Below are 26,226 nucleotides of genomic sequence, written 5' to 3' on the forward strand. Positions count from 1 at the left end.
CCGCGTGCAAATCGTAAAATTATCTGGGTATATTACGCTGATCGGACTTGTTCGGCGTACAACTGTACGCTAAAGTGCGTTGCAAAATCCCGAATGTAAAATAAGTGGAAGAGGTATTGAATGAAGCGTGCAGTAATTACTGGCTTGGGTATTGTCTCCAGCATTGGTAATAACCAGCAGGAAGTTCTGGCATCTTTGCAGGAAGGCCGCTCTGGCATTACTTTCGCTCAGGAATTTAAAGACGCAGGTATGCGTAGCCACGTATGGGGCGATGTAAAGCTGGCATCTGAGCCTAAAGACCTCATTGATCGCAAAGTGCTGCGTTTTATGAGCGACGCCTCAATTTATGCTTTTCTTGCGATGGAAGAAGCGATAGCAGACTCTGGCCTGTCAGACGATCAGGTATCTAATTTCCGCAGTGGGCTGGTGGTGGGTTCCGGTGGTGGTTCACCCCGTAATCAGGTTGCCGGTTCTGATGCAATGCGTACCCCGCGCGGTTTGAAAGGTGTTGGTCCTTATATGGTGACCAAAGCCATGGCATCTGGTGTGTCCGCGTGCCTGGCAACCCCCTTTAAAATCAAAGGTGTTAACTATTCAATCAGCTCTGCCTGTGCGACGTCTGCGCACTGTATTGGCCATGCTTTGGAGTTAATCCAACTGGGCAAGCAGGATGTAGTGTTTGCGGGTGGTGGTGAAGAACTGTGCTGGGAAATGGCCTGCGAGTTCGATGCCATGGGCGCGTTGTCGACCAAATACAATGAAACTCCGGCTAAAGCTTCCCGTACTTATGATCAAGACCGTGATGGCTTCGTAATCGCCGGTGGTGGCGGTATGGTGGTGGTTGAAGAACTTGAGCATGCTCTGGCGCGTGGTGCTCACATCTACGCTGAGATTGTTGGCTACGGCGCAACCTCTGATGGTGCTGATATGGTTGCACCATCAGGTGAAGGTGCTGTTCGTTGCATGCAGATGGCAATGGCAGGTGTTGATACACCAATTGACTACATGAACGTACATGGCACTTCTACACCGGTTGGTGATGTGAAAGAGCTAGGCGCGATTCGTGAGGTGTTTGGTGATAACACGCCAGCTATTTCCTCAACAAAAGCCATGACCGGTCACTCTCTGGGTGCGGCGGGTGTGCATGAAGCTATCTTCAGCCTGTTGATGGTAGAGCACGGCTTTATCGCACCAAGCATCAATATTGAAAATCTGGATGAGAAAGCGGCAGGGATGAATATCATCACTGAGCCAACTCAGCGCGAACTGACTACTGTTATGTCTAACAGCTTCGGTTTTGGTGGTACTAACGCCACTCTGGTCATGCGTAAATACCAGAAATAAGGTCAATCGCAGATATTTCTGCTCATTGATACTGAGTCATTAAGGCCCGCGAGCAATCGCGGGCCTTTTTATTCGCTATAAATAAACACTTCTACAGAAAAATACTATAATCATCAGGTGATTAACCTTTTTTAGTAATTTCATCTTTTTGTATCAAAGAAGACTAGTTGATCACTGACTATTCATAAAAATATCTTATACTCAATAACCAAGGTGAATAACATTATAAAATGTAGGTGATTGAATATTAATGCGTTAGCTCTAATTTCAGCTATTTTTAATGTTTTTTATTCCTTTAAAGCCAAATTTGAAGTTAAAAAATCCTTGCCTGCTCAAAAACGTCAATTACAATATTAGAACAATAATTAAACAATTTTATTTTTGTCTTTTAATTTACCAACACAGCAGGGTAGTTCAATGAGCCATAATCCAAGTGATCAGAAGGTTAAGATTGCCGATTTAAACGAGCGCGTTGTTCATGAAATTCTGGAAGTGATAAGTGATGGTATCTGGGATTGGAATGCCAACAATGGATTTGTTTATCGTAATACTGGCTGGTATGAAATGCTGGGCTATCCCGCCGATGCATTTGAAAATACAGTCCATACTTGGGAGAAAATCATCCATCCAGATGATTTTGACCGAGTGATGTTTCAGTTTGATGCCTATATTAATAATCAGGCCGAGAGATACCAGATTGAATACCGTTGCCGGACTCATGATGGCGATTATGTGTGGATTGAAGATCGCGGCAAGGTGATTGAGCGTAATAGTGATGGTTCAGTATCGAGGATGATCGGCGCTCACCGTAATATCCATGACAAAAAGCATCGTCTGGAAAAGTTAGAGTTAAAGAATAAATCTCTGGAAGCGTTAGTCGAAGAGCGAACCGTTGAATTACGCGAAACCAATTTCCGCTTACAACAGCAACTCGATATCAAAAAAAGTCTATCTGAAACAGATGTATTAACCTCTGCGGCTAACCGTTATTTGCTGGAAAAAGTACTCAAGCACGAATATAACCGCGCAAAACGATTTTGCCAGCCGTTGTCATTGCTTTCGTTGGATTTAGACAATTTTAAATCTATTAATGATAAGTATGGCCATTCTGTTGGGGACTTAACCTTGACGCATATTGTTGATGTGATTAGGAATAATATTAGGGAAATTGATGTTTTAGGCCGTTGGGGCGGCGATGAGTTTATGATTGTGTTACCTAACACGCAATTAAATGAGGCTAAATGTATCGCCGAGAAAATCAGGCAACGTATCGAAACCATGCCCGTGGAAGGGAATATCAATGTGACAATGAGTTTAGGTGTGGTGGAGCTGGGGCAAAATGAAGCACAGGAACAACTATTAATTCGCGCAGATAAAATGCTCTATAACTCAAAAGCGGCGGGACGGAATATTATTAGCGGTTGATATTTTTCGAACGTAATGGTGCATTGATGTAGCAGCCTTTATTACCCGGCCTATTGCTGAGCTTTGCAAGGGAGGCCGGAGTAAGCGGTGTTAAGCTCTGCTGCCATTGGGAAATGGGGCATGGGGCATAATCACCATTAGCATTTCAGTGCATATTCTGCGGCCGCACAGGCATGTATTGCGGTGGTATCAAATACCGGCACGCTCGCGTCTTGTGCGTTAACCAACAATGTTATTTCAGTGCAACCAAAGATAATCCCTTGCACGCCTTGCTGTTCTAATTTGCCCATAATGCGGCGATATTCCTGACGGGAAGTTTCACTGATAACGCCCAGACACAGCTCTTCATAAATAATACGGTTAACAATCTCGCGATCGATACTATCGGGGGTAATCACCTCAATACCGTGTTTTTGCGTCAATCGTCCCCGATAAAAATCTTGTTCCATGGTGTAGCGGGTACCCAATAAGCCAATTTTATTGCTCCCTTGCTGCTTAATTTGTGCGGCAGTGGCATCGGCAATATGCAATAACGGTAATCCGCTGGCCGCTTCAATGTCATCAGCCACTTTGTGCATAGTATTGGTGCATACCACGATGACGTCAGCCCCGGCATTTTTTAATGAAACGGCGGCATCAGACAGCAACTGTGCTGCGGTTTCCCAGTCACCCTTGGCCTGAAGTTGTTCAATCTCATGGAAGTCGACACTGTAGAGAATGATTTTGGCACTGTGTAAACCGCCAAGTTGTTCTTTAACCTGCTGGTTAATCATCCGGTAATAAGGGATGGTTGACTCCCAACTCATTCCGCCAATAAGACCCAAAATTTTCATTAGTTTATTCCTATGCAAACATCAGCACTGAGTATGGATAAGAGTTTAACGATGCGGAAACACCCGGATACGTTGTAACGAAGCAATTAGCGGAACTGTGACAAGACTCCGACTATAGCTGTTATCTCTGTCTATCATGTTTGTTGTAACAAATCTGTAGCAATAGAAAAATCTATTTATTCTTCTATCTATTTTTACACTATTACCATCAACAGGATGACGGAGATTAGGATGATAAAAATAAAGACGGCATACACCCTGACACTATTAGCGCTACTCTTGCCAGCGTCAACCCATGTTGTAGCACAGGATAAAAGTGACAACTATAAACTTGAACAAGTGCTGGTGATGAGCCGGCATGGTATACGCGCACCTTTAGTTAATTATGGCGATATGCTTTCCAGTGCGACACCAGATAAATGGCCACAATGGACCACCCCAGGAGGGTATCTGACACCGAAAGGGGCAGAGCTTGAGGCGATGATGGGGGGGTATTTCCGCGAGTGGCTGGTTAATGCCAAATTGCTGAAAGCGGCAGGATGCCCGGCAGATACCACGGTATTTACTTATGCTAACAGCTTGCCAAGGACCATTGGTACCGCGCAGCATTTCTTATTCGGCGCTTTCCCTGGTTGTAATGTGCCAGTGGCGCACCAAAAAGATATCGGCAAAATGGATCCGGTTTTTAATCCGATCATCACGCTAGATGTCACACCAGAATTTAAAGAAAAAGCCTTGGCATCGATTAATCAACACGCCGGGCCGGGTGGGGTCGAAGGGCTGAATAAACGTTTACAGCCTAATTACGACTTACTTTCCCGCGTATTGGATTATAAAAAATCACCCGCCTGTTTAACGGATAAGAAATGTGACTGGAGTACCCAGCCAACCAATATTGTATTGGTACAAAATAAAGAGCCAGGCATTACCGGCCCGTTAAAATTAGGTACCGGTGCATCAGATGCGTTTATGCTGCAATATTACGAGGGTTTTCCGATTAAAGATGTGGCTTGGGGACGGATTCAGTCAGCGGAAGAGTGGCGTAAATTAATCGATATCAAAAACCTCTACCATGAGACGTTATTCGGTTCTCCTGCCATTGCGGATAATGCGGCTGAGAAGTTAGTCGGTTTTATCAGTGCTGCTCTTGATCCCGTCGGTGAGAAAACGCCTAATGAATTAGCAGCGCAGAAAGCTAAATTGGCGGTATTGGTTGGGCATGACTCTAATATTGCATCATTGTTGGCAGCCCTTAAGACTAAAGAGTACCAATTGCCAGACCAATATGAGAAAACGCCAATCAGCGGCAAAGTGGTATTTGAGCGCTGGAAAGATACGAAACAAAATAAAGATATGATGAAGATCGAATATATCTATCTGTCGACTGAGCAAATTCGTAATAAGACGCCGCTGACCCTTCAGGCACCACCAAAACGTGTCACGCTGGAAATTAAGGGCTGTCCGATTGATGCTAACGGGTTCTGTTCAATGGATGATTTCAGAAAAGCGATAAAACACAACACGCAAAGTTAAGTTCACACTACCTCGCCGCAGGTTGCGGCAGCCAGTAGATAATAGGGGCTGGCATAAAATGATAGGCTACGCTAACGTAATCTCTCTTTGTCAGCCCCAGGCCGTTTGTAGATTTTCTGATGACATTATTTGCCACGACTCAGCGAGCAGTAAAAACACTATTCAGACCTTTTCTGGAAGATCGTCTATTACATATTCTATTGATCTTTGGGATAGGGTTAACCGTCTTAATGCCGGCCCAAATTGTCTCCTTTCCACAGTTTATTGACTGGACCACCATTGTTACTTTATTGGGATTAATGCTACTGACTAAAGGGGTTGAGGTTAGCGGTTACTTCGATTTTATTGGCCGGAAAATTATTAATACACTCCACACTGAGCGGCATCTGGCGCTGTTTTTAGTCTTAGCCGCGGCGCTGTTGTCATCCTTTCTAACCAATGATGTGGCGCTATTTATCATCATTCCACTGATTTTGACGTTGAAAAAAATATCGTCTTTGCCGGTTTCTCGTCTGATCATTTTCTCGGCGCTGGCAGTCAATGCTGGGTCGCTATTAACACCGATCGGCAACCCACAAAATATTCTGTTATGGAGCCGTTCCGAACTCTCTTTTATCGGTTTTACTCGCCAAATGGCACCTTTAGCAGCCATTATTCTGCTGACATTATTCGCGGTAACATGGTGGCGTTTTCCGGCGCGTAAGATAAAGAAACAGGCCTCAAGCCCGATTTATCCTTACCAGTTCCGCCTGTTGCTGAGTTGTTTGGCGCTGTATGTGATTTTTATTATCTGCGTGGATTTGGGCTGGGAAGGTTATGGGCTACTTATCGTTTTTGCCGGTTTATTGCTATTGGCGCGGCGGGTGTTACTGGCCATTGACTGGAGCTTGATTGTGGTCTTTATGGCGATGTTTATTGACGTGCGCCTACTGACGGAATTACCTGCTTTACAATCGCTGTTCGGTGAAATCAAAACATTGTCTACGGCTGCCGCCTATATTTTGGCTATTGGCCTATCGCAACTGATCAGTAATGTCCCCGCCACAATATTGCTGCTTAATTATCTGCCTTCCAGCGCGCTGGTGGCTTATGCGGTCAATATTGGTGGTTTTGGTTTTGTGTTGGGTTCTATGGCTAATTTAATTGCGCTGAGAATGGCGGCAGAGCCGGCCATTTGGTTAAAATTCCATGCTTACTCACTACCATTTTTGTTGTGGAGTGCTCTGGTTGGCTGGTGGTTATTATGATAGTCACAGGCGCGGCTCAGCGGGAAATAACCTGAGCCGACATCTGTCATTAGAAGAAGATAGCCAACAAAAAGACCATCACTATAATCAGCGCCACAAATGCCAGTGACGGTTTTTGCAACAATGGCTGTAATGATTGAGGTAAGGCGGCAATTAGCGGGTTAATCACTGGTTGCAGAATTTTTTGATCTTCTGCTAAACGTTGGGCTGCATTGGCCCGATCCAATCTGGCGGTAAACAGGACATTGATAATGTCGTTCAACTGCGCTTGCGTCAGCGGCGTGGTGGGACTGGCCTGGAAGCGACTCTGGCTGTAATCAATTAATAATTGTTGTTCCTGCGCATCAGCGGGCTGTTTCAACGCGGTTTGCAAGTTAACCAATGTCGGTGCTGTTTGCTGGCTGAGTGCCACTTTGGTCTGTAAAAACTGGCTGAGTATCTGGAAATGGCGTGCAGGTAACGGATCATTACTTTTCACCCCCACCATATCAAATAATGCCTGCCATATTTTGGCCGGTTGCTCGCCGGTTGCGGCACTAAGTTTTGCTACTAGCGATTGAATATTCTGATGCTCCGCCGGCAGTAACGGCCGATCAGTTATTGTTGCCAGTTGTGGCTGTGGAATATTCAGTGTCCCGGATTGCAGCAGCACCAGAACTTGTTGTAACTCTGAATGGCTTAACTGACTTAATACAGTATGACCAAAGTGCTGGCGGATAAAATCACTGACAGCTTGCCGGTTGTTGCCTTGAGGCAGCAGTTCGGTCAGTTGTTGGCGCAACTGGTGATTGGCATGATTTTCCTGTGCCTGCGCCAGACGGGTTTGCAGCAATTGCTCAGCGGGCTGGAAGTGGCGTGCCAGTAAGTCGCTAGTGCTACCCAAGGATAAATCATGACGCAGACCGGCCCAGATCTCAGCAGATTTGATTGGGCTAAGGGCCATGATCCGCACAATTAGCTTCTCCAGCGTAGTGCGTTGCGCAGGGGTAAGTGCCTGATCTTCCACTTGGCCCTGATGAGGTATTTTGGTCGGTGCGACATTGCGATCATTGGCAATCGGCACACTTGGGCCGTTCAAAGGTTGCATATAACCGGTCCTTCGCTGTGGAGGCGATACTGTGGAAATTCATAAAGTACCCGGCAATAGATGCAGGCTACCAATATGATACGCGCAAATGTGGGCGACCCATACCGTCAGATTATGTTTTTTTTGTTAACTACGTTTGTAATTAAATGTCACTTTGAGTGATTGTTTAAGTTCAGACATTGATAATCTTGATTATGCCGCTAAGATGGGCGCTCGGTCTTGAATGAGACTAATTTATCAATTTTACTGATGAATTATATGGATTAGAATTAAATACGGATAATGGTTAAACACGAATAATGGTTAAACAACAGCGCGCGGCAAAGTGGTTCCTCTGCCTGGCTTGCTTGGTCATATTAGTTTGTATGACACAACGCATCGCCAGCCTGCACGCGTTGGAAAAAAACCTCCTTCAGACATCATCATCACAGGTTGCTGCCGATGCTGATGAGGCACCCACCCCTTGTGAGCTAAGTGCCAAATCCCTGTTGGCATCCCCGCCTGTTCTGTTCGAATTAGCGATTTTTTCTCTGGGTTTATTACTCTTGCTATTGGGGCCGGTGATCCCGACCCGCATGAGGTTTCCACCACCCCGAGTGATATCACCCAGCCGTTTGAGGGTGCATCTGCGATTGTGCATTTTCCGGGAATAGAGATGCTTTTGGCATAAATACGGCATCCCTTGCGGTTGCTGTGATTAATCTATTTCTGGAGAAGAATCATGTTCAATTTAAGCAAGACAGCGTTGTTCTGTCTGTTACTGCTATGGATGCCCACCCTTTGGGCGGCAGACAGCGGCTGGTTGGTCAGCCCACAAAACTCACATGCTAAGGTGCGGATTCGTGCCGAACCTTCAACGAGCGGTGAAACCCGCCTGTTACTTTCCGTTCAACTGGAGAAAGGCTGGAAAACCTATTGGCGCTCACCGGGTGAAGGGGGCATTGCACCGACCATTGTCTGGAGCACCGCTCTTGATGCGGTAAAATGGTACTGGCCTGTACCACAACGGTTTGATGTTTCTGGTATCTCTACTCAGGGCTATCACGAGCAGGCCATGTTGCCGATCGTCATTTCCGCTAAGGCACCCAAAACGCTAAGTGGCATCTTGACCCTATCGACCTGTAGCAATGTCTGCATTTTGACTGACTACCCGTTTAGCATCGATCTTTCCTCGCCGTTAAGTGGCGAAAACCAACAGCAATTCCAACATGATTTTGCCCAGGCGATGGGGCAGGTACCCATTGCCAATGCCCTGACCCAACAGATCCAAGCTGGTTTTGATCATGGCGAGGTGCAAATTCTGGCGGTGCGTGACGAAGGTTGGCAACAGCCCGAGTTGTTCTTCGATACCTTGGCGGACGTGGATCTCGGTAAACCGCTGGTCAGTGTGCAGGGTAATCAGTTATCGGTACGGGTTCCTGCGACTGATGGTTGGGGGGAGGGCGTGGGGGATCTACGTGGTAAACCCCTGACGATGGTGATTACTGATGCGGGTCTGGCGCAAGAGACCACGGTGACCATTGGGCAAGCGCTCACTTTACCGCAATCCTCCACTCGTTTTTGGTCTTGGATAGTGATGGCGCTGGCGGGCGGATTTATTCTTAATCTGATGCCTTGTGTGCTTCCGGTCCTTGCAATGAAACTGGGGTCTATTTTGCAGACTGGGCAGCAAACCCGCCGTCAGATTCGTTGGCAGTTTCTGGCATCGTCTGCTGGGATTGTGACTTCGTTTTGGTTGTTGGCATTACTGATGACCGCCTTGCGTTTAGGTAATCATGCCCTTGGCTGGGGAATTCAGTTCCAAAGCCCTTGGTTTATCGGCTTTATGGTGTTGGTTACCGCACTCTTTACGGCCAACCTGTTCGGCTTGTTCGAAATTAACCTCTCCTCATCGCTCAATAGCCGTATTGCCGCGCCTCGTGTGGAGCAATCGGGGGCTCGCGGTTTGGCCGGCCACTTTGGACAGGGCGCATTGGCGACGCTACTGGCAACCCCGTGTTCCGCGCCATTTTTGGGGACGGCGGTAGCCTTTGCACTGGCCGCCCCTTTACCGGCGCTGTGGGGCATATTTACCGCCCTGGGGGTTGGTATGAGCCTGCCGTGGTTGGCGGTGGCGCTATGGCCTAGATTGGTGCTGTTTTTGCCCCGTCCAGGTCGTTGGATGAACCGTCTGCGTATCGGGATGGGGGGGCTGATGCTGGCATCAAGTCTGTGGTTACTGAGCCTGATGGTGAGCCATATTGGCTCACAACTGGTGATGGTGATTAGCGGAGTGTTGCTGTTAGCGCTATTACTGGCAATTGGCTGGCGCTATGGCGTGCGTGTTGCCGCAATCGTCAGCTTAATCGGGGTGTTGATTATCGGCGGATTACTGTTGGCGGGTTCGCTGACGGCTAATCTATGGCGCAAACCGCTACATGACACCATCCCGTGGCAGCCATTAACTGAATCAGCCATTAAGAAAGCCTTGATGGAGCATAAGCGGGTGTTTGTCGATGTCACTGCCGATTGGTGTGTGACCTGTAAAGTTAACAAAATACACGTCCTGATGCGTGACGATGTGCAGCAGGCGTTGCAAGCACCTGATGTGGTGGCGTTACGCGGTGACTGGACGCGACCTTCTGCTGATATTACTGAGTTTTTGCGCCAGCGCGGCAGTGTCGCAATCCCATTTAATCAAATTTATGGGCCACAGCAACCACAGGGTGTGGTGCTCTCGCCACTGTTGGACCGTGACGTGTTATTAAAAATTTTGGCCGATGCTAAAGGAAATAAAGAATGAAAATTATCATGGTTGTGTTGTTAGCGCTGATCTCGACCTCACTGTGGGCGGCTGCACCTTTTACGCCGGAGCAGGAAGTGCGGATTAAAGCGTTAATCCGTGAAACGCTGGTCGCCAATCCAGACATTCTTGAACAATCCATCAATGCCTTGCAACAGCAAGCTAATGAAGCGCAAGGGCAGCAAATGGATCAATTTATCGCAGCCAATAAGCAGGCGCTGTTCCAAGACCCTGGTAGCCCACGTTTCGGGGCTGCAACTCCAGCCCTGACATTGGTTTCATTTACCGATTACAACTGCCCATTTTGTAAAACTTTTGATCCGTTGCTGGAAAAGGTAGTGAAGGAGTACCCGCAAGTGGCGGTGGTGATAAAACCGCTACCGTTTAAAGGGGAAAGCTCGGTGACCAGTGCACGGTTGGCGTTGACACTGTGGCAACAACATCCGAATCAATTTCTGCCATTTCATCAGCGCTTGATGGCGAAAAAAGGTTTCCACGATGCTGACAGTATTGCCGCGGCGCAGAAAAAAACCGGTGTTACGCCGGTAGCACCAAGCGAGCAGAGCTTGAATGTGTTGCGTACCAACCTGAAATTAGCGGATCAACTGGGTATCCAAGGCACACCTGCCACTTTGATTGGTAATCAGATGATCCCAGGTGCTATTTCCTATGAGCAACTGGAGGAGATAGTGAAGCAGCAACTGGCTAAGGCGGGTAAATGAGTCGCTTGAAGCGGTGGGGTAAAGAGCTGGTTATTCTGCTGGTACTGGTCACGGTGGTCTCTTTGGCGATGGATTGGTTGCGTAGCCCGCAGGTACCTGCTGATTGGGGCGATGTGTCATTACAAACCCTGGAGGGCCAGACTGTCTCGCTAAAGGCGATGAGCCAGGACAAACCGTTGCTCATCTATTTTTGGGCAACATGGTGCGGCGTGTGTAAATTCACCAGCCCCAGTGTCAATCAATTGGTGCAGGAGGGGGAGAATGTGATGACAGTGGCACTACGCTCTGGTGAAGCACCACAGCTTGAGCGCTGGCTGACCAAAAAAGGCTACCGGTTACCGGTGATAAATGACCCACGCGGCGAGTTGTCAGCGCAGTGGCAAGTCAGTGTTACACCGACGTTAGTGATCCTTTATCAAGGCAAAATGGTACAAAATACCAGCGGATGGAGCAGCTATTGGGGCATGAAACTGCGTTTATGGCTGGCCTCGTTCTGAGGTAACGCTGTTTAGCCAACGCCACAGTGAAACGCACGCCAAAAGTTGGACTCAGTCTGACTTTTGGTGGTGCGTTTTTTTGATTAATATTATGCTTGGCACTGACCAATCGCCGCACTTAATCTGGCTATTCCTTGGCTAATCAGCTCGGGCGAATTAGCGGCAAAATTCAAACGGAGGGTGAACTCTCCATCTGACTCTTCGCGGTAAAACCCGCCACCTTTAGCGAAAGTGACCCCCGCCTGCCACGCCAGCGGCATTAATTGAGTCATTGGCACGTTTGCTGGCAATTGTAGCCAGATAAATAATCCCCCATCAGGAACTTCAAACTGGCAGCCGAGTGGCAGTGTCTGCTGGAGGGCATCGACCATGGCATCACGGTGCTGGCGGTACAAACGGCAAGCCCGACGAAGTTGTTTGTCATAGCGCCCGACAGTGACAAATGCATCCAACGCCCGTTGGATCAGGTTCGAGCTGGTAAAACTGTCAACATGCTTTAAGCGCGCCAGTTGGATGTAATGGGGCGCGTCTGCCACCAGATAACCAATGCGCATGCTGGGCAGTAACATTTTGGAAAAAGTACTGACATAGATAACTTCACCCGCGGCTGCCAGTGAACGCAGCGAAGGCAGCTTTTTGCCGCTGTAACGCAAGTCACCCACATAATCATCTTCAAGTATCGGCACCCCAGCAGTTCTGGCTATTTGCACTAACTGATGGCGGCGTTCTTCACTCATACAGCGTCCGGTGGGGTTATTAAAGTTGGGAATGCAATAGATAAGTTTCGGTTGATGCCTGGCTAACAGCGCAGGCAGGGTCGCCAGATTCATGCCTTGTTGGTCGCTGGGCAGAGCAATAATATTCACTTTATGCAGGCGGAACAGGGCTAATGCTTCGGCATAAGTGGGTTCTTCTACCAGCACACTATCACCTGGGGCCAGCAGTGATTGACTGATCAGACTGATGGCGTGTTGTGAACCGTTGGTTATCAACAGTTGCTCTGGCCGTGTTGGGATACCTTGTGCGGATAGAATGCGGCTGAGTGTATCGCGCAATGGATAATAGCCACAGTAATCGCCGTAACTGAATGCTTCTTCAGCATGGCGGCGCAGAATTGAATGCAAGATCTGGCGGAATTCATCCAATGGGAAAATTTTGGGGCTACCGATGCCAGCAGCAAAATTAATGGTATCTGGCGGTAAGGGGATATCGGCATACCCGTCCAGCCTTGAGGTGACAGTGGTAAAACGATCCAGTGGAAACTCACCATGTAGCCGTGGATGCGGATGGCTTGGCGGCGGCGAGAGGTGACAGACATAGGCACCGCTGCCGCGACGTTGTTGTAATAACCCCTTTGCCGCCAGCTCGGCATAAGCATTATCCACTGTGAGGCGGCTCACTGATAATTCTGCTGCCAAGGTGCGGGTTGAGGGCAGTTTGTCGCCATCAGCAAACACCCCACTGAGGATAGCACGGCGCAATGCCTCTTCGATTTGTAGATACAGTGGAATGTCTTGCTGGCGATCTAACGGAATATGCATGTCTCACCGACCAAAAGTGGCTCACTGTGGATAATATATTGTCACTATACTCAAGGTTAACAAGGCTTCAAGAGGAAAAAGTGGCCTGTATCAATCAGTGGGAAAGTGGCTCTGGTGGCAGAGAACATGGGGGGTACAATCGCTATCTGATTAATATCCTGAAAGTAGTTATGAGGTTGTTATGGCGATTCCGGCAGATTTATTCCCATCAGCATTTGGCTCTATCGGGGCGGGCAACGGCGGGTTTAGTGGCAAACGACAAGGCTATCTGCTGGCGATTATTAGTGCCATGTTGTTGGGTTTTACCGGCATCATAATTCGCATCCTCACGGCGCATTATCATCTACCCACTTCGGTATTGGCTTTCTGGCGGGCAGCACTGGTCGCCATGGTGTTATTACCTATTTTACTTCTGACCAAACCGGAATGGGCCAAATTACGCGGGTGCCAGCTAAAATTCTATACGGCATATGGCTTATTGCTGGCGGTCTTTAATGGGCTATGGACTGAATCTGTCGCTTTAAACGGTGCGTCGATCTCCACCATTCTGGTCTATTGCTCAATCGGTTTTACCGTGTTTCTCGGCTGGGTTTTCTATAACGAATATATGGGCTGGCGTGAATTACTGGTTATTATTATCAGCCTGTTGGGTTGTTTCTTAGTCAGCGATGGCCTGAATATTACTGCATCAGACTTTAATTTTGTTGGCTTATTTATCGGATTGGCCTCCGGTATTGGTTACAGCTTTTATACTCTGGCTGGGCGCATTGCGACTGAACGCTGTTATCCGGTCTGGAACACTATTCTTTACGTCTTTGGTTTCTCCGCCATCTACCAACTGATATTTAATCAGTTATTGCTGTGGTTTCCATTGTCTGGGTTACAGCCAATGGTGGGTGATCTATTTTTCTTATCCCATGGAGCTAATGGCATTCAATGGTCTGGTTGGGGGCTATTGTTAATTTTAGCCGCCGGTCCAACGTTACTGGGGTTTGGCCTGTTTAATCTCAGTTTGAAAACACTCTCTTTGGCGGTGGCTAGCCTACTATTAACGCTGGAACTGGTCTTCACTGCGGTGATTGCATATTTCTTGTTGGGCGAAACACTCTCTCCCTCCCAATTGTTGGGCAGCGCGCTGGTATTACTGGGGGTGTTGATGTTGCATCGTAAAGATAAGGCTCAAGCAGCAATGGTGGCGGTTAGCGCGGAATAAAAACAGGGCCGGGGTAGCTGCGCAGAATATACGCCGCTACCTTATTTTTACTGCGCCGCCGCTCTTCGCAATGGGGTGCGCAGGCGCTGAGCTAATATCACCCCAGCCAGCGTGATACCCCCGCCAATCAGGTGATAGCTGTGTAATTGCTCATGAAGGAAGGCCACGGCAATAATGGCGGTAAATACCGGTGTCAGATTCATAAATATCGACGCAGTATTTGCCCCTAACCGCATCACACCGTGGATCCACAAATAAGGCGCAATAATTGAGGCTGGGATCCCAGCAAATAGCACCAATGGAATATTCTGCGCCGTCAATTGCACATCTGAAGCCATCAGGAAATTAGGCAATAATAGCACCACGCCGAAAACGATCTGCATATAAAGGGACTGCCAGTTGGGTAATTGAATCGCCCAGCGTTTGGTTAATACGCCATACAGCGCATAGGATGCCGATGCGCCGAACATCATCAATTCGCCTTTGCCGATACCATGTTGCAACAGTTGTGCCGGGTTACCTGCACTAACCAACCACACTAGTCCCCCTAATGACAGCACGCTACCTAATGCAATGCCTACCGTGGGGGCGACTCGTAACACCACAATGCTAATAAGCACAGTCAGTAAGGGAATTAACGAACTGAGAATCCCCATAAACAGGGCGCTAACACTGTGAGCCGCGTAGTACGCCAGGCTTTGGTACAGCACCATCCCCAGCATCCCCAATATCATCAATTTCCACCAATAAACGCGGATTGCCTGCCAATTGCGGATAACACCCAGCAGCAAGAATGGGGTTAACGTTAGCAACGCCAGCACCCAGCGATAAAACGAGATGGCGGCGGGATCAATTGCGGTGGCAGAGACCTTACTGACTACGGCATTGATGGACCAGATGATCACCGCGAACAGGGGGAATAACATATTCATGATAATAATTCTCATCTAAATAACATGTGACGTAGTCTACAGTTGTCTGATTTATTCTATATACTGAAAATCAGACAATAACTGCTGCGATTAGGACAATCTCGGCAGGAATCATTTTTTACAGGAGACAGTTCACGATGGCAGAACCCTCTTTCCCGGTGGTTGCCACAACCGTGCCACTGAGCCTTTCCTTTCGCTGTGAGGCCTTTAATGCCAATACTGAGTTTTTGCCGCATACCCATCCTTACGGGCAGTTGATCTGCGTAAAGTCAGGTGTGGTAGCGATGAGTATCGGCGGGCAGCGTTTTCTGGCCCCCCCTGAATTCAGTGTCTGGATACCGGCCGGCATGGAGCACTCCAGCCATAACCGTAAGCCGATGCAATTTCGTGCCATTGATATTGCACCTACGCTGTGTGATGAGTTACCGCTATCAGCTTGCCTGATTAATGTCAGTCCAATCTTTAATACCATTGTGGAAGATTGCTTCTCCCGTGGTTTATTGATGCCGGAAAGCGAGCAAGATATGCGCTTAGCCCACGTATTAATTGATCAACTCAGGTTGTCACCGGTACAACGCACCTATCTGCCCACCTCACAGGATAAATTACTGTCACCTATTCTGGCGGCGCTAGAGCGCTGCCCGGCGGACAATACCTCGCTGGCGCAGTGGGCTAAGCGGGTCTATACCACCGAGCGGACGTTATCGCGCCGCTGCCAACAAGAACTGGGTATGGCTTTTAGCGAATGGCGGCAGCGGCTGCGTTTTTTACATGCGATCTCATTGTTAGAAAAGGGCAAAACCGTGCAAAGTGTCGCACTGGATGTTGGGTATAGCTCCTCATCGGCTTTTATCGCCATGTTCCAGCAAATTGCAGGGACTACGCCGGAGCGTTTTCGTCGCAACAATCCCCTTCATCCTTGACGCCGCAGGGGTGTTGGCTATGCTCACGCACCCGAATCACTGACTTGAGTCAGCTCATCGGGATTTATTCGCTTGCCGCCTACCTGCAACGCCAATGATTTTGGGGATCGTCTTCATCCTGAAGCTGTAGGGGGTTGGCTATGCTCACGCACCCGAATCACTGACTTGAGTCAGTGATTCGGGATTTATTCGCTTGCCGCCTACCTGCAACGCCAATGATTTTGGGGATCGTCTTCATCCTGAAGCTGTAGGGGGTTGGCTATGCTCACGCACCCGAATCACTGACTTGAGTCAGCTCATCGGGATTTATTCGCTTGCCGCCTACCTGCAACGCTAATGATTTTGGGGATCGTCTTCATCCTGAAGCTGTAGGGGGTTGGCTGCAACTCTAACTTCTTTGGGTATATACTAAGTCCCTGCTTTTCATCTATAGGGCAGTAAGCTGCCGGAGAATAAAGTGAAAATCCTGGTTGATGAGAATATGCCGTACGCAGATGTGCTATTTCGGCGTTTAGGTGAGGTACAGGCAGTGCCGGGGCGGCCAATCCCCCGTGAAGCACTGGCTAATGCTGACGCACTGATGGTGCGCTCGGTTACCAAAGTGAATGAGGCGTTGCTGCAAGGTACGTCAATTGGCTTTGTGGGCACGGCAACCGCCGGTACCGACCATGTCGACGATAACTGGCTACAGCAACAGGGAATCGGTTTCTCCGCAGCTCCCGGTTGTAATGCCATTGCGGTTGTGGAATATGTTTTTTCCGCACTGATGATGATGGCCGAACGTGATGGTTTCCAATTGCGTGACAAAACTGTCGGTATTATTGGGGTGGGGAATGTCGGGGCCAGATTGAATACCAGGCTACAAGCCCTTGGTGTGCGGACTTTACTGTGCGATCCACCACGAGCAGACAGAGGTGATAACGACACTTTCTGGCCGCTGGAAAAACTGGTGCGAGAGGCAGATGTTCTCACTTTCCATACGCCGTTGAATAAAACCGGCCCTTATCAAAGCCTGCACATGGCGGACGATGAATTACTGGCAGCCTTGCCGGATGGCCGTATTCTGATTAATGCCTGCCGCGGAGCCGTGGTGGATAATGCTGCGCTGCTTGGTGCGTTGGAAAAAGGTAAAAAACTCAGCGTGGTTCTGGATGTATGGGAACCGGAACCGGAATTATCTTTGCCGCTGTTAGGGCGGATTGATATCGGGACGCCACATATCGCCGGCTATACGCTGGAAGGTAAAGCACGTGGTACCACACAAGTGTTTGAAGCTTTTAGTCAACATCTGGGGCAGCCGCAGTCGGTAGAGCTAGCTTCTTTATTGCCTCAACCGGAGTTTAGCCACTTGAGACTGAACGGTGCGTTGGATGAAGGCAAATTAAAACGATTGATGCACTTGGTGTATGATGTGCGCCGCGATGATGCGCCACTGCGCCATGTGGCCGGTATCCCCGGTGAGTTTGATCGGCTGCGTAAGCACTATCAGGAACGCCGTGAGTGGTCATCACTCTGCGTGCAGTGCGATGATGCTGCCAGTGCTGAACTGTTGCAGAAATTAGGCTTTAGTACACAGTTATTATAAGCGCGGTATAAACGTTAATTTATTGATTGTCAGGCGGTTTTTTTACCGCCTTTCTCTTTCAATCGATCTTAGTATCTGAATGAACCCTTGTAATTTAATGAACGTTAGTGGAGAAAACCAACATGTCTGACGGCTGGAATATTGCTCTGTTAGGAGCAACGGGCGCAGTAGGTGAAGCTTTGCTGGAGCTGTTAAATGAGCGCCAGTTCCCGGTTGGTGAATTGTATCCGCTGGCCAGCGAACGCAGCGCCGGTGCTTCTGTGCGCTTTAATGGTAAAAGTTTACTGGTTGAAAATGTTGCTGAATTTGACTGGTCTCAGGCGCAGTTAGCTTTCTTTGTTGCCGGGCGCGAAGCCTCACAACTCTATGCGGAAGAAGCGGCGAATGCCGGTTGCTTGGTTATCGACAGCAGTGGCCTGTTCGCGATGGAACCAGATGTACCGCTGGTGGTGCCAAGTGTGAATCCTCAGGTGCTGGCAGAATATCGCAATCGCAATATTGTGGCGGTAGCCGATAGCCTGACCAGCCAGTTGCTGACGGCGATTAAACCACTGACGGAACAGGCTGGCTTGTCCCGCGTGCATGTCACTGCATTGATTTCAGCCTCCGCCCATGGCAAGGCCGCTGTGGACGATCTGGCCGGTCAAAGTGCCAAGTTGTTAAATGGCATTCCTGCGGAGCCAAGTATCTTCGCCAAACAACTGGCATTTAACGTGTTGCCGTTGCTGGCTGATGAAGAGGGCAGTGTGCGTGAAGAGCGCCGTCTGGTTGATCAGGTGCGCAAAGTATTGCAAGACGAAGGTCTGCCTATCTCGGTGAGTTGCATTCAATCACCGGTATTTTACGGTCAGGCACAAGTGGTTCATCTGGAAGCCTTGCGCCCAATCTCCGCAGATGAAGCGCGCAGCGAACTGGAAAATTGCGAAGATATCCAATTATCTGAAGAGGATGATTATCCAACACAGGTCAGTGATGCCTCGGGCAGTGAGGTGCTGAGTATTGGTTGTGTGCGTAATGACTATGGCATTCCCGAAGTGTTGCAGTTCTGGTCAGTGGCCGACAACATTCGTTTTGGTGGCGCATTGATGGCGATTGAAACGGCGGAGCACCTGTTGCAGGAGCAACTGTACTGATGTCCGAACTCGAGTTGGCTCAGCCACAAGACATAGTGGCTGAAACGGCCGGTATAAAAATTGCGCTGGGTATTGAATATAACGGCAGCCGCTATTTCGGCTGGCAACGGCAGTTGGAGGTTGCCAGTGTGCAGGCTTGTTTGGAGGCTGCCTTGTCAAAAGTTGCCGATGAATCCATTGGCGTATTTTGTGCTGGGCGCACTGATGCTGGTGTACATGCCACCGGGCAGGTGGTGCATTTTGTCACCTCGGCGGTGCGTAAAGATGCCGCCTGGACGATGGGGGTCAATAGCCATTTACCTCCAGATATCGCCGTACGCTGGATAAAAACAGTGGATGACGATTTTCACGCCCGTTTCAGCGCTACTGCCCGCCGTTATCGCTATATCATCTTTAACCATCGCTATCGTCCAGCGGTGTTGGCGCAAGGGGTAACCCATTGCTACCTGCCGCTGGATGCTGAAAAAATGGAACGAGCGGCGCAATGTTTACTCGGCGAGAATGATTTTACCTCGTTTCGTGCGATACAGTGCCAGTCGCGTACCCCATGGCGAAATGTAAAACATGTCAAAGTTACCCGACATGGCGCGTATATCGTGGTAGATATCAAGGCCAACGCTTTTGTTCATCATATGGTGCGTAATATTGTTGGTAGCTTGATTGAGATTGGCTGTGGTAATCAGGATGTCAACTGGATGGCCCAGTTGCTGGCACTGAAAGACCGATCACGTGCTGCGGCAACAGCGAAAGCCGAAGGGTTGTATTTAGTCGCGGTTGATTACCCCGAACGCTTTGCGTTACCAACAGCGCCAATGGGACCCCTTTTTTTGGCAGACGACTGATTTCTCTACATTGATGAGTGAGGTCGCCTTGGGCTAAGGAATACCTAAGGAAGTTCAGCTAATCTCACTCACTCAAAGCACAAGTATGTTTACCATTTGAGAGTATTTATGGAATTTATACGTTTCGTTATTGATTTTATTTTGCATATTGATGTCCATCTGGCGGAGCTGGTGGCGCAGTATGGGGTTTGGGTTTACGCCATTTTATTCCTGATCTTATTCTGTGAAACCGGTCTGGTGGTGACGCCGTTCCTGCCAGGAGATTCTTTGCTGTTTGTGGCCGGTGCGTTGGCAGCATTACCGTCCAATGATATCAATGTGCACATTATGGTGGCACTGATGGTTACCGCCGCTATTTTGGGCGATGCTATTAACTACACCATTGGGCGGGTGTTCGGAGAGAAACTATTCAGTAACCCGGACTCCAAAATTTTCCGCCGCAGCTATCTGGAAAAAACCCATCAGTTCTACGAAAAACATGGCGGTAAAGCGATTGTTTTGGCACGTTTTGTCCCGATTATCCGCACTTTTGCGCCGTTTGTCGCCGGAATGGGTAAAATGTCTTATCGCCACTTTGCGGCTTATAACGTGATTGGGGCGTTGGTATGGGTACTGTTATTCACCTATGCTGGTTATCTGTTTGGTAACGTACCTATCGTGCAGAACAATCTGAAATTGCTAATTGTTGCCATTATTGTGGTGTCAATTTTGCCGGGTGTATTTGAGGTATGGCGGCATCGGCGCGCGCAATCACGGCAAAAAAATCAGTAAAAACGTTACCTAAGCCGTGGGTTCGACCAGTTTTTTATCTACACTGTCGAGCCAATATGGTTTAATGAGTGACATTTATGGTCTGTTCCTGCGGACAACCCGAGTTCCAGTGCCTTAGCCACGTTGTAATGGCGTGTATCTCAGGCATTTTTTGTTGGGATGTTTTCAGGGAGATGGTTAAAGCATGAACAGCGGACTGGCAACAGCCAGGTTCAAACAGAAAGGTCATCGATGAGCTGGATTGAACGAATTCTTAACAAAAGCAATATTACACAAACCCGTAAAGCGAGTATTCCTGAAGGGGTGTGGACGAAATGTGACAGTTGCGGTCAGGTGCTTTACCGTGCCGAGTTAGAGCGTAATCTAGAAGTTTGTCCTAAGTGTGATCACCATATGCGTATGACAGCCCGTGCACGGTTACATATGCTACTGGATGCAGGCAGTGAAGTTGAATTGGGTAGCGAACTGGAGCCGAAGGATATCCTGAAATTCAAGGATTCCAAAAAGTATAAAGATCGCATTTCTGCCGCACAAAAAGATACCGGCGAAAAAGACGCTTTGGTTGCCATGAAAGGGACCTTACAAGGGATGCCGATCGTTGCCGCTTCATTTGAATTTGCCTTTATGGGTGGGTCAATGGCGTCAGTGGTGGGTGCCCGTTTTGTGCGTGCAGTTGAGCAGGCGCTGGAAGATAATTGCCCGTTGGTGTGCTTCTCCTCCAGTGGTGGTGCTCGTATGCAGGAAGCATTGATGTCACTGATGCAGATGGCAAAAACCAGTGCTGCTCTGGCTAAAATGCAAGAGCGTGGCTTGCCGTACATTTCTGTGCTGACGGATCCTACCATGGGTGGTGTCTCCGCCAGTCTGGCAATGTTGGGTGATATCAATATCGCAGAACCAAAAGCCTTAATCGGTTTTGCTGGTCCACGGGTTATTGAGCAAACCGTTCGGGAAAAACTGCCGCCGGGCTTCCAGCGCAGTGAGTTCTTGATTGAAAAAGGCGCTATCGACATGATCGTTCGCCGCCCGGTGATGCGTCAGACAATTGCCAGCATCTTGTCTAAATTAACGCATCAGCCACAACCCAGTGTGATTGAGAGTAAAGCCGATACTGCTCAGGCGGATAATCAGGCCGAAGCCTGATTATCCACGCGGGCATCACCCTGATAAGGTGATGCTCGGTTGTTGTGCATTGTCGCAACTTAAGCTTTATAGCTTTAAAAAAGAAAATATTTACCCAAAATAATTTGAGTTGCAGGAAGGCGGCAATTGAGTGACAACTTGGTTGTAAACCATGTTGAACATCGCTTGCGCTGGCCCGCAGGGTGAGTCTCATTAGAGGCTCATAATCCTGATGAGTTGACGCTAGTCATTGATTCGGGTGACAAATCGGTCAGGAACCGATTTGAACGCTGCTTGCAGCGGCCTCGCAGAGGCGAGGTCCATGGACGGGGCCGAGCAACGAAAGCAGTCAACGCACATGCAGCTTGAAGTATGATGGGTATAAAGGCCAGTGACGGGACTCATGAAAAACCATCAAATTCCCCAAGCCACGTCGCCTTTGGCCGCGTGGCTTTACTATCTTGAACGTTTGCACTCTCAACCAATCGAGTTGGGTCTGGAACGTGTTAAACAGGTTGCTGAGCGTTTGGATCTGCTTAACCCTGCCCCAAAAGTCTTCACCGTTGCCGGTACTAATGGCAAAGGCACCACCTGTTGTACCCTGGAATCAATTTTACTTGCAGCGGGTCTGCGGGTCGGGGTTTACAGCTCACCTCACCTTTTGCGTTACACCGAGCGAGTCCGTATTCAGGGGCAAGAACTGTCTGAGGCTGAACACAGCCACTCTTTTGCTCAAATTGAAGCCGGGCGCGCGGGTATATCACTGACTTACTTCGAATTTGGCACCTTATCTGCGCTGCAATTATTTAAGCAGGCTAAGCTTGATGTAGTGATTCTGGAAGTGGGGCTGGGTGGACGTTTGGATGCGACCAATATAGTCGATTCTGATGTTGCGGCTATTACCAGTATTGCCATAGACCATACTGACTGGTTGGGCTTCGATCGAGAAAGCATTGGCCGCGAGAAGGCTGGTGTTTTCCGTGCGGGGAAACCTGCCGTGGTTGGCGAACCGGATATGCCGCAGTCGATTGCCGATGTTGCGGCGCAATTGGGGGCACAACTGTATCGCCGTGATGACGCATGGCGGTTTAGCCAACAACAGCCAGGTGAACAACAAGAAAATGCCTGGGATTGGCAGTGTGGCAACCATCATTGGACCAATCTACCCTTACCAAACGTACCTTTGGCAAATGCGGCGACAGCTTTGGCCGTATTGCACTATTCTGGCCTGCCTTTAAGCGATAAGGTTATTCGCCAGGGCTTGTTGGCTGCCAGTTTGCCAGGGCGTTTTCAGGTTGTCAGTGAGCAACCACTGCTGATTTTGGATGTAGCCCATAACCCGCATGCAGCACGTTATCTCACCGACAGGCTGGCTCGATTGCCAAAACACGGTAAAGTACGGGCTGTGGTAGGTATGCTATCAGATAAAGATATCGGCGGGACGCTGGCCTGTTTATCTGAACAAGTCGATGAATGGTACTGCGCGCCGCTTGAAGGGCCGCGTGGGGCGACGGCGGAGCAATTAGCCGGGCATTTGGAGTTATCACGCCAGTTTAGCGATGTAGAAACGGCCTGGCGTCAGGCTATGTTGGATGCAAAACCACAGGATGTGGTTATTGTCTGTGGTTCTTTCCATACTGTCGCTCATGTGATGGCTGTATTGGATTTATGACAGCCTGAATTTGTGACAACTTGAGTTTATCAAGGCATTGAATTGGGAGTGCGAGTGGCAAGTAAGTTCCAGAACCGTTTAGTCGGGACCATAATTCTGGTGGCGTTAGGCGTGATTGTGCTGCCGGGGCTACTGGATGGTAAAAAGAAGCATTATGAGGATGAGTTCGCCGCTATCCCATTAGTGCCAAAACCAGGTGATAGTCAGGAGATCGATGCGGTTGGTCCGGTCAGTCAACCTCTGCCTATTGCTCCACCGGAAGGTGCGGCGCAAGCCGTGGATGTCCCCAAAGATGATTCCGCCTCTCAGGCTGCTAATGATGCTGGTAACCCTCCGTCTGAACCGACTATCGTGGCACCGCCAGTGATACAGAGTAAGCCGGTTGAGGTGAAACCTGTTGAGAAGAAACCGGTTGAGGTCAAACCGCTACCGGTAGAGAAAAAACCGCAGGAAGTGAAACCTAAACCTGAGGTTAAACCGGACGTTCAGCCGGAAACTAAACCGGTCACAGAAGAAAAAGCACCGGTAGGGCAGGCTTATGTCGTCCAACTGGGCGCGTTGAAAAACGCAGCTAAAGTGAATGAAATCGTGGCGACGCTGCGCTTGTCAGGTCATCGGGCGTTTACGGTGCCTGCAACGCCGGTTCAAGGCCAAATAACCCGTGTGTATGTCGGGCCAGATGCGTCAAAACAAAAATTGCAATCTGCGCTGCCAGAGCTTAATTCATTAAGCGGCCTGAATGGGCAAGTTAAGCCCTATGGCACGGCGCGTTAAGGTTTATGCCGAGAGTTAAGATATCAGGGTGTACGGGGTTTTTGAGCTAAGTTTGTGCGGCGATTGTTGTTTTTAAAATCGCCGCACTTTAATTTGTCGCGGGTAAGAATTCCCCTACGCAAACGTTTTCTTTTTCTGTTAGAATTCGCCGCGAACAGGATGCAGCGGCGATTTCGTCATTGGAATAGTCATGGTCTGGATTGATTACGTCATTATAGGGATTATCGGATTTTCTGCATTGGTCAGCTTAATCCGGGGTTTTGTCCGTGAAGCATTGTCACTTGTAACATGGGGATGTGCGTTTTTTGTTGCCAGCCATTTTTACACTTACCTTGCTGTCTATTTCACGCGTTTTGAAGATGAAGTAGTTCGCAACGGAATTGCCATCGGCATTTTGTTCATCGCGACATTGATCGTCGGGGCTATTGTTAACTATGTGATTGGTTCGTTGGTTGAACGTACTGGTTTATCAGGAACTGACAGGGTGCTGGGTGTCTGTTTTGGCGCGCTGCGAGGTGTTCTGATAGTCTCTGCCATGCTGTTCTTTCTGGATACGTTTACCGGCTTCTCACAGAGTGTTGACTGGAAACAGTCACAATTAATCCCGCAGTTCAGTTATATAATCAGGTGGTTCTTTGACTACCTGCAGAGCACGTCGAGTTTCTTACCGAATCAATTACCGATTCGGAGCGGCTTATGAGGAAAAGACAACATGTGCGGTATTGTCGGTATCGCCGGTTTTGCACCGGTAAACCAGTCGATTTATGATGCGCTGACGGTGCTTCAGCACCGAGGCCAGGATGCTGCGGGCATCGTTACCATTGATGCCCATAATGGGTTCCGGCTGCGTAAAGCAAACGGCTTGGTGAAGGATGTATTTGAAACCCGGCATATGCTGCGCTTACAGGGGAATATGGGTATTGGCCATGTTCGTTACCCGACGGCTGGCAGTTCCAGTGCTTCCGAGGCTCAGCCTTTCTACGTTAACTCACCGTTTGGCATCACTCTCGCTCATAACGGTAATCTGACTAACGCTCACCAACTGAGAAAGAAATTATTCGAAGTTTCTCGCCGTCATGTGAACACCACTTCTGACTCGGAAATTTTGCTGAATATTTTTGCCAGTGAATTGGACCGTTTCCAACATTATCCATTGGAATCAGACAATATTTTTGCTGCTGTTGCCGCAACACATCAGTTGATCCGTGGGGCATACGCTTGTGTTGCGATGATTATCGGCCACGGGATGGTCGCGTTCCGTGACCCTAACGGTATTCGCCCGCTGGTTATTGGTAAACGCACGTTAGTTGATGGCCGCAATGAATATATGGTCGCTTCTGAAAGTGTGGCATTGGATACCCTTGGCTTTGAATTCCTGCGGGATGTTGCGCCGGGCGAAGCTGTGTATATCACGGAAAAAGGCCAGTTGTTTACCCGCCAGTGTGCTGAAAATCCGAAATACAATCCGTGCTTGTTTGAGTATGTGTATTTTGCTCGCCCAGACTCCTTTATGGATAAAATTTCTGTTTACAGTGCGCGCGTGCGCATGGGCCAGAAGTTGGGTGCCAAAATTGCCAAGCAGTGGGAAGATCTGGATATTGATGTTGTCATTCCTATCCCGGAAACATCTTGCGATATCGCGCTGGAAATTGCCCGTATTCTAGATAAACCGTACCGCCAGGGGTTTGTGAAAAACCGTTATGTTGGCCGTACCTTTATCATGCCGGGTCAGCAGGAACGTCGTAAATCTGTGCGCCGTAAACTGAATGCCAACCGCGCAGAGTTCCGTGATAAGAACGTCTTATTAGTGGATGACTCTATCGTGCGTGGCACCACATCAGAACAGATTGTCGAGATGGCGCGTGAGGCTGGGGCGAAGAAGGTCTATTTCGCCTCTGCGGCACCGGAAATTCGTTTCCCGAATGTGTATGGCATTGATATGCCAAGTGCGAACGAATTGATTGCCCATGGTCGTGAAGTGGATGAAATCCGCCAGTTGATTGGTGCCGATGCACTGATTTTCCAGGACCTTAGCGATCTTATCGAGGCAGTACGCGAAGATAACCCAGACATCACCCAGTTTGAGTGCTCGGTCTTTAACGGCGTTTACGTGACTAAAGATGTCGATCAGAGCTATCTGGAATATCTTGAATCGTTACGTAACGATGATGCGCAGGCATTACGTAATCATAACGAAGCCGAGAATCTGGAGATGCATAACGAAGGGTAATACCCGTTATCTTTCAGG

General features: G+C 48.8%; 23 protein-coding genes. 19 read left to right on the forward strand and 4 right to left on the reverse strand.

Translation table 11 applies throughout. The features are described 5' to 3' along the window. Positions 1 to 120: 120 nt before the first annotated feature. Positions 121 to 1,344, forward strand: a complete 1,224-nt coding sequence (fabB, locus tag V1953_RS06420; RefSeq protein ID WP_083158217.1) for a beta-ketoacyl-ACP synthase I — start codon at positions 121 to 123, stop codon at positions 1,342 to 1,344. Positions 1,345 to 1,761: 417 nt separating this feature from the next. Further along, positions 1,762 to 2,769 (forward strand): sensor domain-containing diguanylate cyclase, encoded by a 1,008-nt coding sequence (locus tag V1953_RS06425; RefSeq protein WP_083158218.1) that lies wholly within the window; start codon positions 1,762 to 1,764, stop codon positions 2,767 to 2,769. 137 nt (positions 2,770 to 2,906) lie between these two features. Here the strand turns inward: V1953_RS06425 and V1953_RS06430 are convergent, their stop codons facing one another. Then, on the reverse strand, positions 2,907 to 3,602 hold the full coding sequence (locus V1953_RS06430) for an aspartate/glutamate racemase family protein (RefSeq protein WP_442850768.1): 696 nt from the start codon (positions 3,600 to 3,602) through the stop codon (positions 2,907 to 2,909). A gap of 231 nt (positions 3,603 to 3,833) precedes the next feature. Between V1953_RS06430 and agp the strand changes: the two genes are divergently transcribed. Both agp and V1953_RS06440 read left to right on the forward strand, forming a co-directional pair. Next, a complete protein-coding gene (gene agp, locus V1953_RS06435) occupies positions 3,834 to 5,135 on the forward strand; it encodes a bifunctional glucose-1-phosphatase/inositol phosphatase (RefSeq protein ID WP_083158220.1) in 1,302 nt (433 codons plus the stop codon). A gap of 119 nt (positions 5,136 to 5,254) precedes the next feature. Beyond that, complete coding sequence (locus tag V1953_RS06440) at positions 5,255 to 6,382, forward strand: SLC13 family permease (RefSeq protein ID WP_372569395.1); 1,128 nt, start codon at positions 5,255 to 5,257, stop codon at positions 6,380 to 6,382. A 49-nt stretch (positions 6,383 to 6,431) separates the two neighbouring features. On the opposite strand, the gene flk is transcribed toward V1953_RS06440, so the two are convergent. After that, entirely contained in the window at positions 6,432 to 7,469 is a 1,038-nt protein-coding gene (flk, locus tag V1953_RS06445; protein ID WP_420072977.1) for a flagella biosynthesis regulator Flk, read from the reverse strand. 299 nt (positions 7,470 to 7,768) lie between these two features. Here flk and V1953_RS06450 point away from each other — a divergent pair, with 299 nt between their 5' ends. The 4 genes from V1953_RS06450 (at position 7,769) to V1953_RS06465 (ending at position 11,470) form a co-directional block, all read left to right on the forward strand. Next, entirely contained in the window at positions 7,769 to 8,122 is a 354-nt protein-coding gene (locus tag V1953_RS06450) for a copper resistance protein (RefSeq protein WP_372559498.1), read from the forward strand. 68 nt (positions 8,123 to 8,190) lie between these two features. Continuing rightward, positions 8,191 to 10,251, forward strand: coding sequence for a protein-disulfide reductase DsbD family protein (locus V1953_RS06455; protein ID WP_083158224.1), 2,061 nt, complete (start codon positions 8,191 to 8,193; stop codon positions 10,249 to 10,251). Beyond that, on the forward strand, positions 10,248 to 10,973 hold the full coding sequence (locus tag V1953_RS06460; protein WP_083158225.1) for a DsbA family protein: 726 nt from the start codon (positions 10,248 to 10,250) through the stop codon (positions 10,971 to 10,973). Before V1953_RS06455 ends, V1953_RS06460 begins: the two co-directional genes overlap by 4 nt. After that, entirely contained in the window at positions 10,970 to 11,470 is a 501-nt protein-coding gene (locus tag V1953_RS06465) for a protein disulfide oxidoreductase (protein ID WP_083158226.1), read from the forward strand. The genes V1953_RS06460 and V1953_RS06465 overlap by 4 nt, the downstream gene beginning before the upstream one ends. An 89-nt stretch (positions 11,471 to 11,559) precedes the next feature. On the opposite strand, the gene pdxR is transcribed toward V1953_RS06465, so the two are convergent. Further along, the gene (gene pdxR, locus V1953_RS06470) at positions 11,560 to 13,011 is read right to left on the reverse strand and encodes a MocR-like pyridoxine biosynthesis transcription factor PdxR (protein ID WP_083158227.1); all 1,452 of its coding nucleotides are present in this window, start codon (positions 13,009 to 13,011) and stop codon (positions 11,560 to 11,562) included. Positions 13,012 to 13,192: 181 nt separating this feature from the next. On the opposite strand from pdxR, the gene V1953_RS06475 reads away from it, so the two are divergent. Then, positions 13,193 to 14,224 (forward strand): DMT family transporter, encoded by a 1,032-nt coding sequence (locus V1953_RS06475; protein WP_420072976.1) that lies wholly within the window; start codon positions 13,193 to 13,195, stop codon positions 14,222 to 14,224. Positions 14,225 to 14,271: 47 nt separating this feature from the next. Here V1953_RS06475 and V1953_RS06480 read toward each other — a convergent pair whose 3' ends face one another. Beyond that, complete coding sequence (locus V1953_RS06480) at positions 14,272 to 15,156, reverse strand: DMT family transporter (RefSeq protein WP_083158229.1); 885 nt, start codon at positions 15,154 to 15,156, stop codon at positions 14,272 to 14,274. Between the two features lie 137 nt (positions 15,157 to 15,293). Between V1953_RS06480 and V1953_RS06485 the strand changes: the two genes are divergently transcribed. From V1953_RS06485 to purF, 10 genes are all read left to right on the forward strand, one after another. Then, positions 15,294 to 16,079, forward strand: coding sequence for an AraC family transcriptional regulator (locus V1953_RS06485; protein ID WP_372569390.1), 786 nt, complete (start codon positions 15,294 to 15,296; stop codon positions 16,077 to 16,079). Between the two features lie 457 nt (positions 16,080 to 16,536). Further along, positions 16,537 to 17,664 (forward strand): 4-phosphoerythronate dehydrogenase PdxB, encoded by a 1,128-nt coding sequence (pdxB, locus tag V1953_RS06490; protein ID WP_083158231.1) that lies wholly within the window; start codon positions 16,537 to 16,539, stop codon positions 17,662 to 17,664. A 122-nt stretch (positions 17,665 to 17,786) separates the two neighbouring features. Beyond that, positions 17,787 to 18,797, forward strand: a complete 1,011-nt coding sequence (locus V1953_RS06495; protein WP_083158232.1) for an aspartate-semialdehyde dehydrogenase — start codon at positions 17,787 to 17,789, stop codon at positions 18,795 to 18,797. Beyond that, a complete protein-coding gene (gene truA / locus V1953_RS06500; protein WP_083158233.1) occupies positions 18,797 to 19,639 on the forward strand; it encodes a tRNA pseudouridine(38-40) synthase TruA in 843 nt (280 codons plus the stop codon). Before V1953_RS06495 ends, truA begins: the two co-directional genes overlap by 1 nt. A gap of 108 nt (positions 19,640 to 19,747) precedes the next feature. Continuing rightward, on the forward strand, positions 19,748 to 20,410 hold the full coding sequence (locus V1953_RS06505) for a DedA family protein (RefSeq protein ID WP_083158234.1): 663 nt from the start codon (positions 19,748 to 19,750) through the stop codon (positions 20,408 to 20,410). Between the two features lie 231 nt (positions 20,411 to 20,641). After that, on the forward strand, positions 20,642 to 21,553 hold the full coding sequence (accD, locus tag V1953_RS06510; RefSeq protein WP_083158235.1) for an acetyl-CoA carboxylase, carboxyltransferase subunit beta: 912 nt from the start codon (positions 20,642 to 20,644) through the stop codon (positions 21,551 to 21,553). 382 nt (positions 21,554 to 21,935) lie between these two features. Beyond that, positions 21,936 to 23,204, forward strand: a complete 1,269-nt coding sequence (gene folC / locus V1953_RS06515) for a bifunctional tetrahydrofolate synthase/dihydrofolate synthase (protein WP_372569388.1) — start codon at positions 21,936 to 21,938, stop codon at positions 23,202 to 23,204. 54 nt (positions 23,205 to 23,258) lie between these two features. Beyond that, entirely contained in the window at positions 23,259 to 23,978 is a 720-nt protein-coding gene (gene dedD, locus V1953_RS06520; RefSeq protein ID WP_372559486.1) for a cell division protein DedD, read from the forward strand. A 190-nt stretch (positions 23,979 to 24,168) separates the two neighbouring features. After that, positions 24,169 to 24,678 carry a colicin V production protein gene (gene cvpA / locus V1953_RS06525; protein ID WP_050112971.1) on the forward strand — a complete coding sequence of 170 codons (510 nt, stop codon included), beginning with the start codon at positions 24,169 to 24,171 and terminating at the stop codon, positions 24,676 to 24,678. 12 nt (positions 24,679 to 24,690) lie between these two features. After that, positions 24,691 to 26,208 (forward strand): amidophosphoribosyltransferase, encoded by a 1,518-nt coding sequence (gene purF, locus V1953_RS06530; RefSeq protein ID WP_083158238.1) that lies wholly within the window; start codon positions 24,691 to 24,693, stop codon positions 26,206 to 26,208. Positions 26,209 to 26,226 lie beyond the last annotated feature (18 nt).

Origin of the sequence: Yersinia sp. 2541 StPb PI (assembly GCF_052217145.1) — a bacterium.
Classification (GTDB): domain Bacteria; phylum Pseudomonadota; class Gammaproteobacteria; order Enterobacterales; family Enterobacteriaceae; genus Yersinia; species Yersinia enterocolitica_E.

Excerpts from the sequence above, each read along its gene's own strand:
- fabB (WP_083158217.1), top strand. The coding sequence starts at position 121 with ATGAAGCGTGCAGTAATTACTGGCTTGGGTATTGTCTCCAGCATTGGT.
- V1953_RS06450 (WP_372559498.1), top strand. The coding sequence starts at position 7,769 with ATGGTTAAACAACAGCGCGCGGCAAAGTGGTTCCTCTGCCTGGCTTGC.
- folC (WP_372569388.1), top strand. The coding sequence starts at position 21,936 with ATGAAAAACCATCAAATTCCCCAAGCCACGTCGCCTTTGGCCGCGTGG.
- V1953_RS06465 (WP_083158226.1), top strand. The coding sequence starts at position 10,970 with ATGAGTCGCTTGAAGCGGTGGGGTAAAGAGCTGGTTATTCTGCTGGTA.
- V1953_RS06425 (WP_083158218.1), top strand. The coding sequence starts at position 1,762 with ATGAGCCATAATCCAAGTGATCAGAAGGTTAAGATTGCCGATTTAAAC.
- agp (WP_083158220.1), top strand. The coding sequence starts at position 3,834 with ATGATAAAAATAAAGACGGCATACACCCTGACACTATTAGCGCTACTC.
- V1953_RS06480 (WP_083158229.1), bottom strand. The coding sequence starts at position 15,156 with ATGAATATGTTATTCCCCCTGTTCGCGGTGATCATCTGGTCCATCAAT.
- V1953_RS06430 (WP_442850768.1), bottom strand. The coding sequence starts at position 3,602 with ATGAAAATTTTGGGTCTTATTGGCGGAATGAGTTGGGAGTCAACCATC.
- V1953_RS06485 (WP_372569390.1), top strand. The coding sequence starts at position 15,294 with ATGGCAGAACCCTCTTTCCCGGTGGTTGCCACAACCGTGCCACTGAGC.
- cvpA (WP_050112971.1), top strand. The coding sequence starts at position 24,169 with ATGGTCTGGATTGATTACGTCATTATAGGGATTATCGGATTTTCTGCA.
- V1953_RS06455 (WP_083158224.1), top strand. The coding sequence starts at position 8,191 with ATGTTCAATTTAAGCAAGACAGCGTTGTTCTGTCTGTTACTGCTATGG.
- V1953_RS06505 (WP_083158234.1), top strand. The coding sequence starts at position 19,748 with ATGGAATTTATACGTTTCGTTATTGATTTTATTTTGCATATTGATGTC.
- V1953_RS06475 (WP_420072976.1), top strand. The coding sequence starts at position 13,193 with ATGGCGATTCCGGCAGATTTATTCCCATCAGCATTTGGCTCTATCGGG.
- flk (WP_420072977.1), bottom strand. The coding sequence starts at position 7,469 with ATGCAACCTTTGAACGGCCCAAGTGTGCCGATTGCCAATGATCGCAAT.
- V1953_RS06460 (WP_083158225.1), top strand. The coding sequence starts at position 10,248 with ATGAAAATTATCATGGTTGTGTTGTTAGCGCTGATCTCGACCTCACTG.
- V1953_RS06495 (WP_083158232.1), top strand. The coding sequence starts at position 17,787 with ATGTCTGACGGCTGGAATATTGCTCTGTTAGGAGCAACGGGCGCAGTA.
- V1953_RS06440 (WP_372569395.1), top strand. The coding sequence starts at position 5,255 with ATGACATTATTTGCCACGACTCAGCGAGCAGTAAAAACACTATTCAGA.
- truA (WP_083158233.1), top strand. The coding sequence starts at position 18,797 with ATGTCCGAACTCGAGTTGGCTCAGCCACAAGACATAGTGGCTGAAACG.
- pdxR (WP_083158227.1), bottom strand. The coding sequence starts at position 13,011 with ATGCATATTCCGTTAGATCGCCAGCAAGACATTCCACTGTATCTACAA.
- accD (WP_083158235.1), top strand. The coding sequence starts at position 20,642 with ATGAGCTGGATTGAACGAATTCTTAACAAAAGCAATATTACACAAACC.
- purF (WP_083158238.1), top strand. The coding sequence starts at position 24,691 with ATGTGCGGTATTGTCGGTATCGCCGGTTTTGCACCGGTAAACCAGTCG.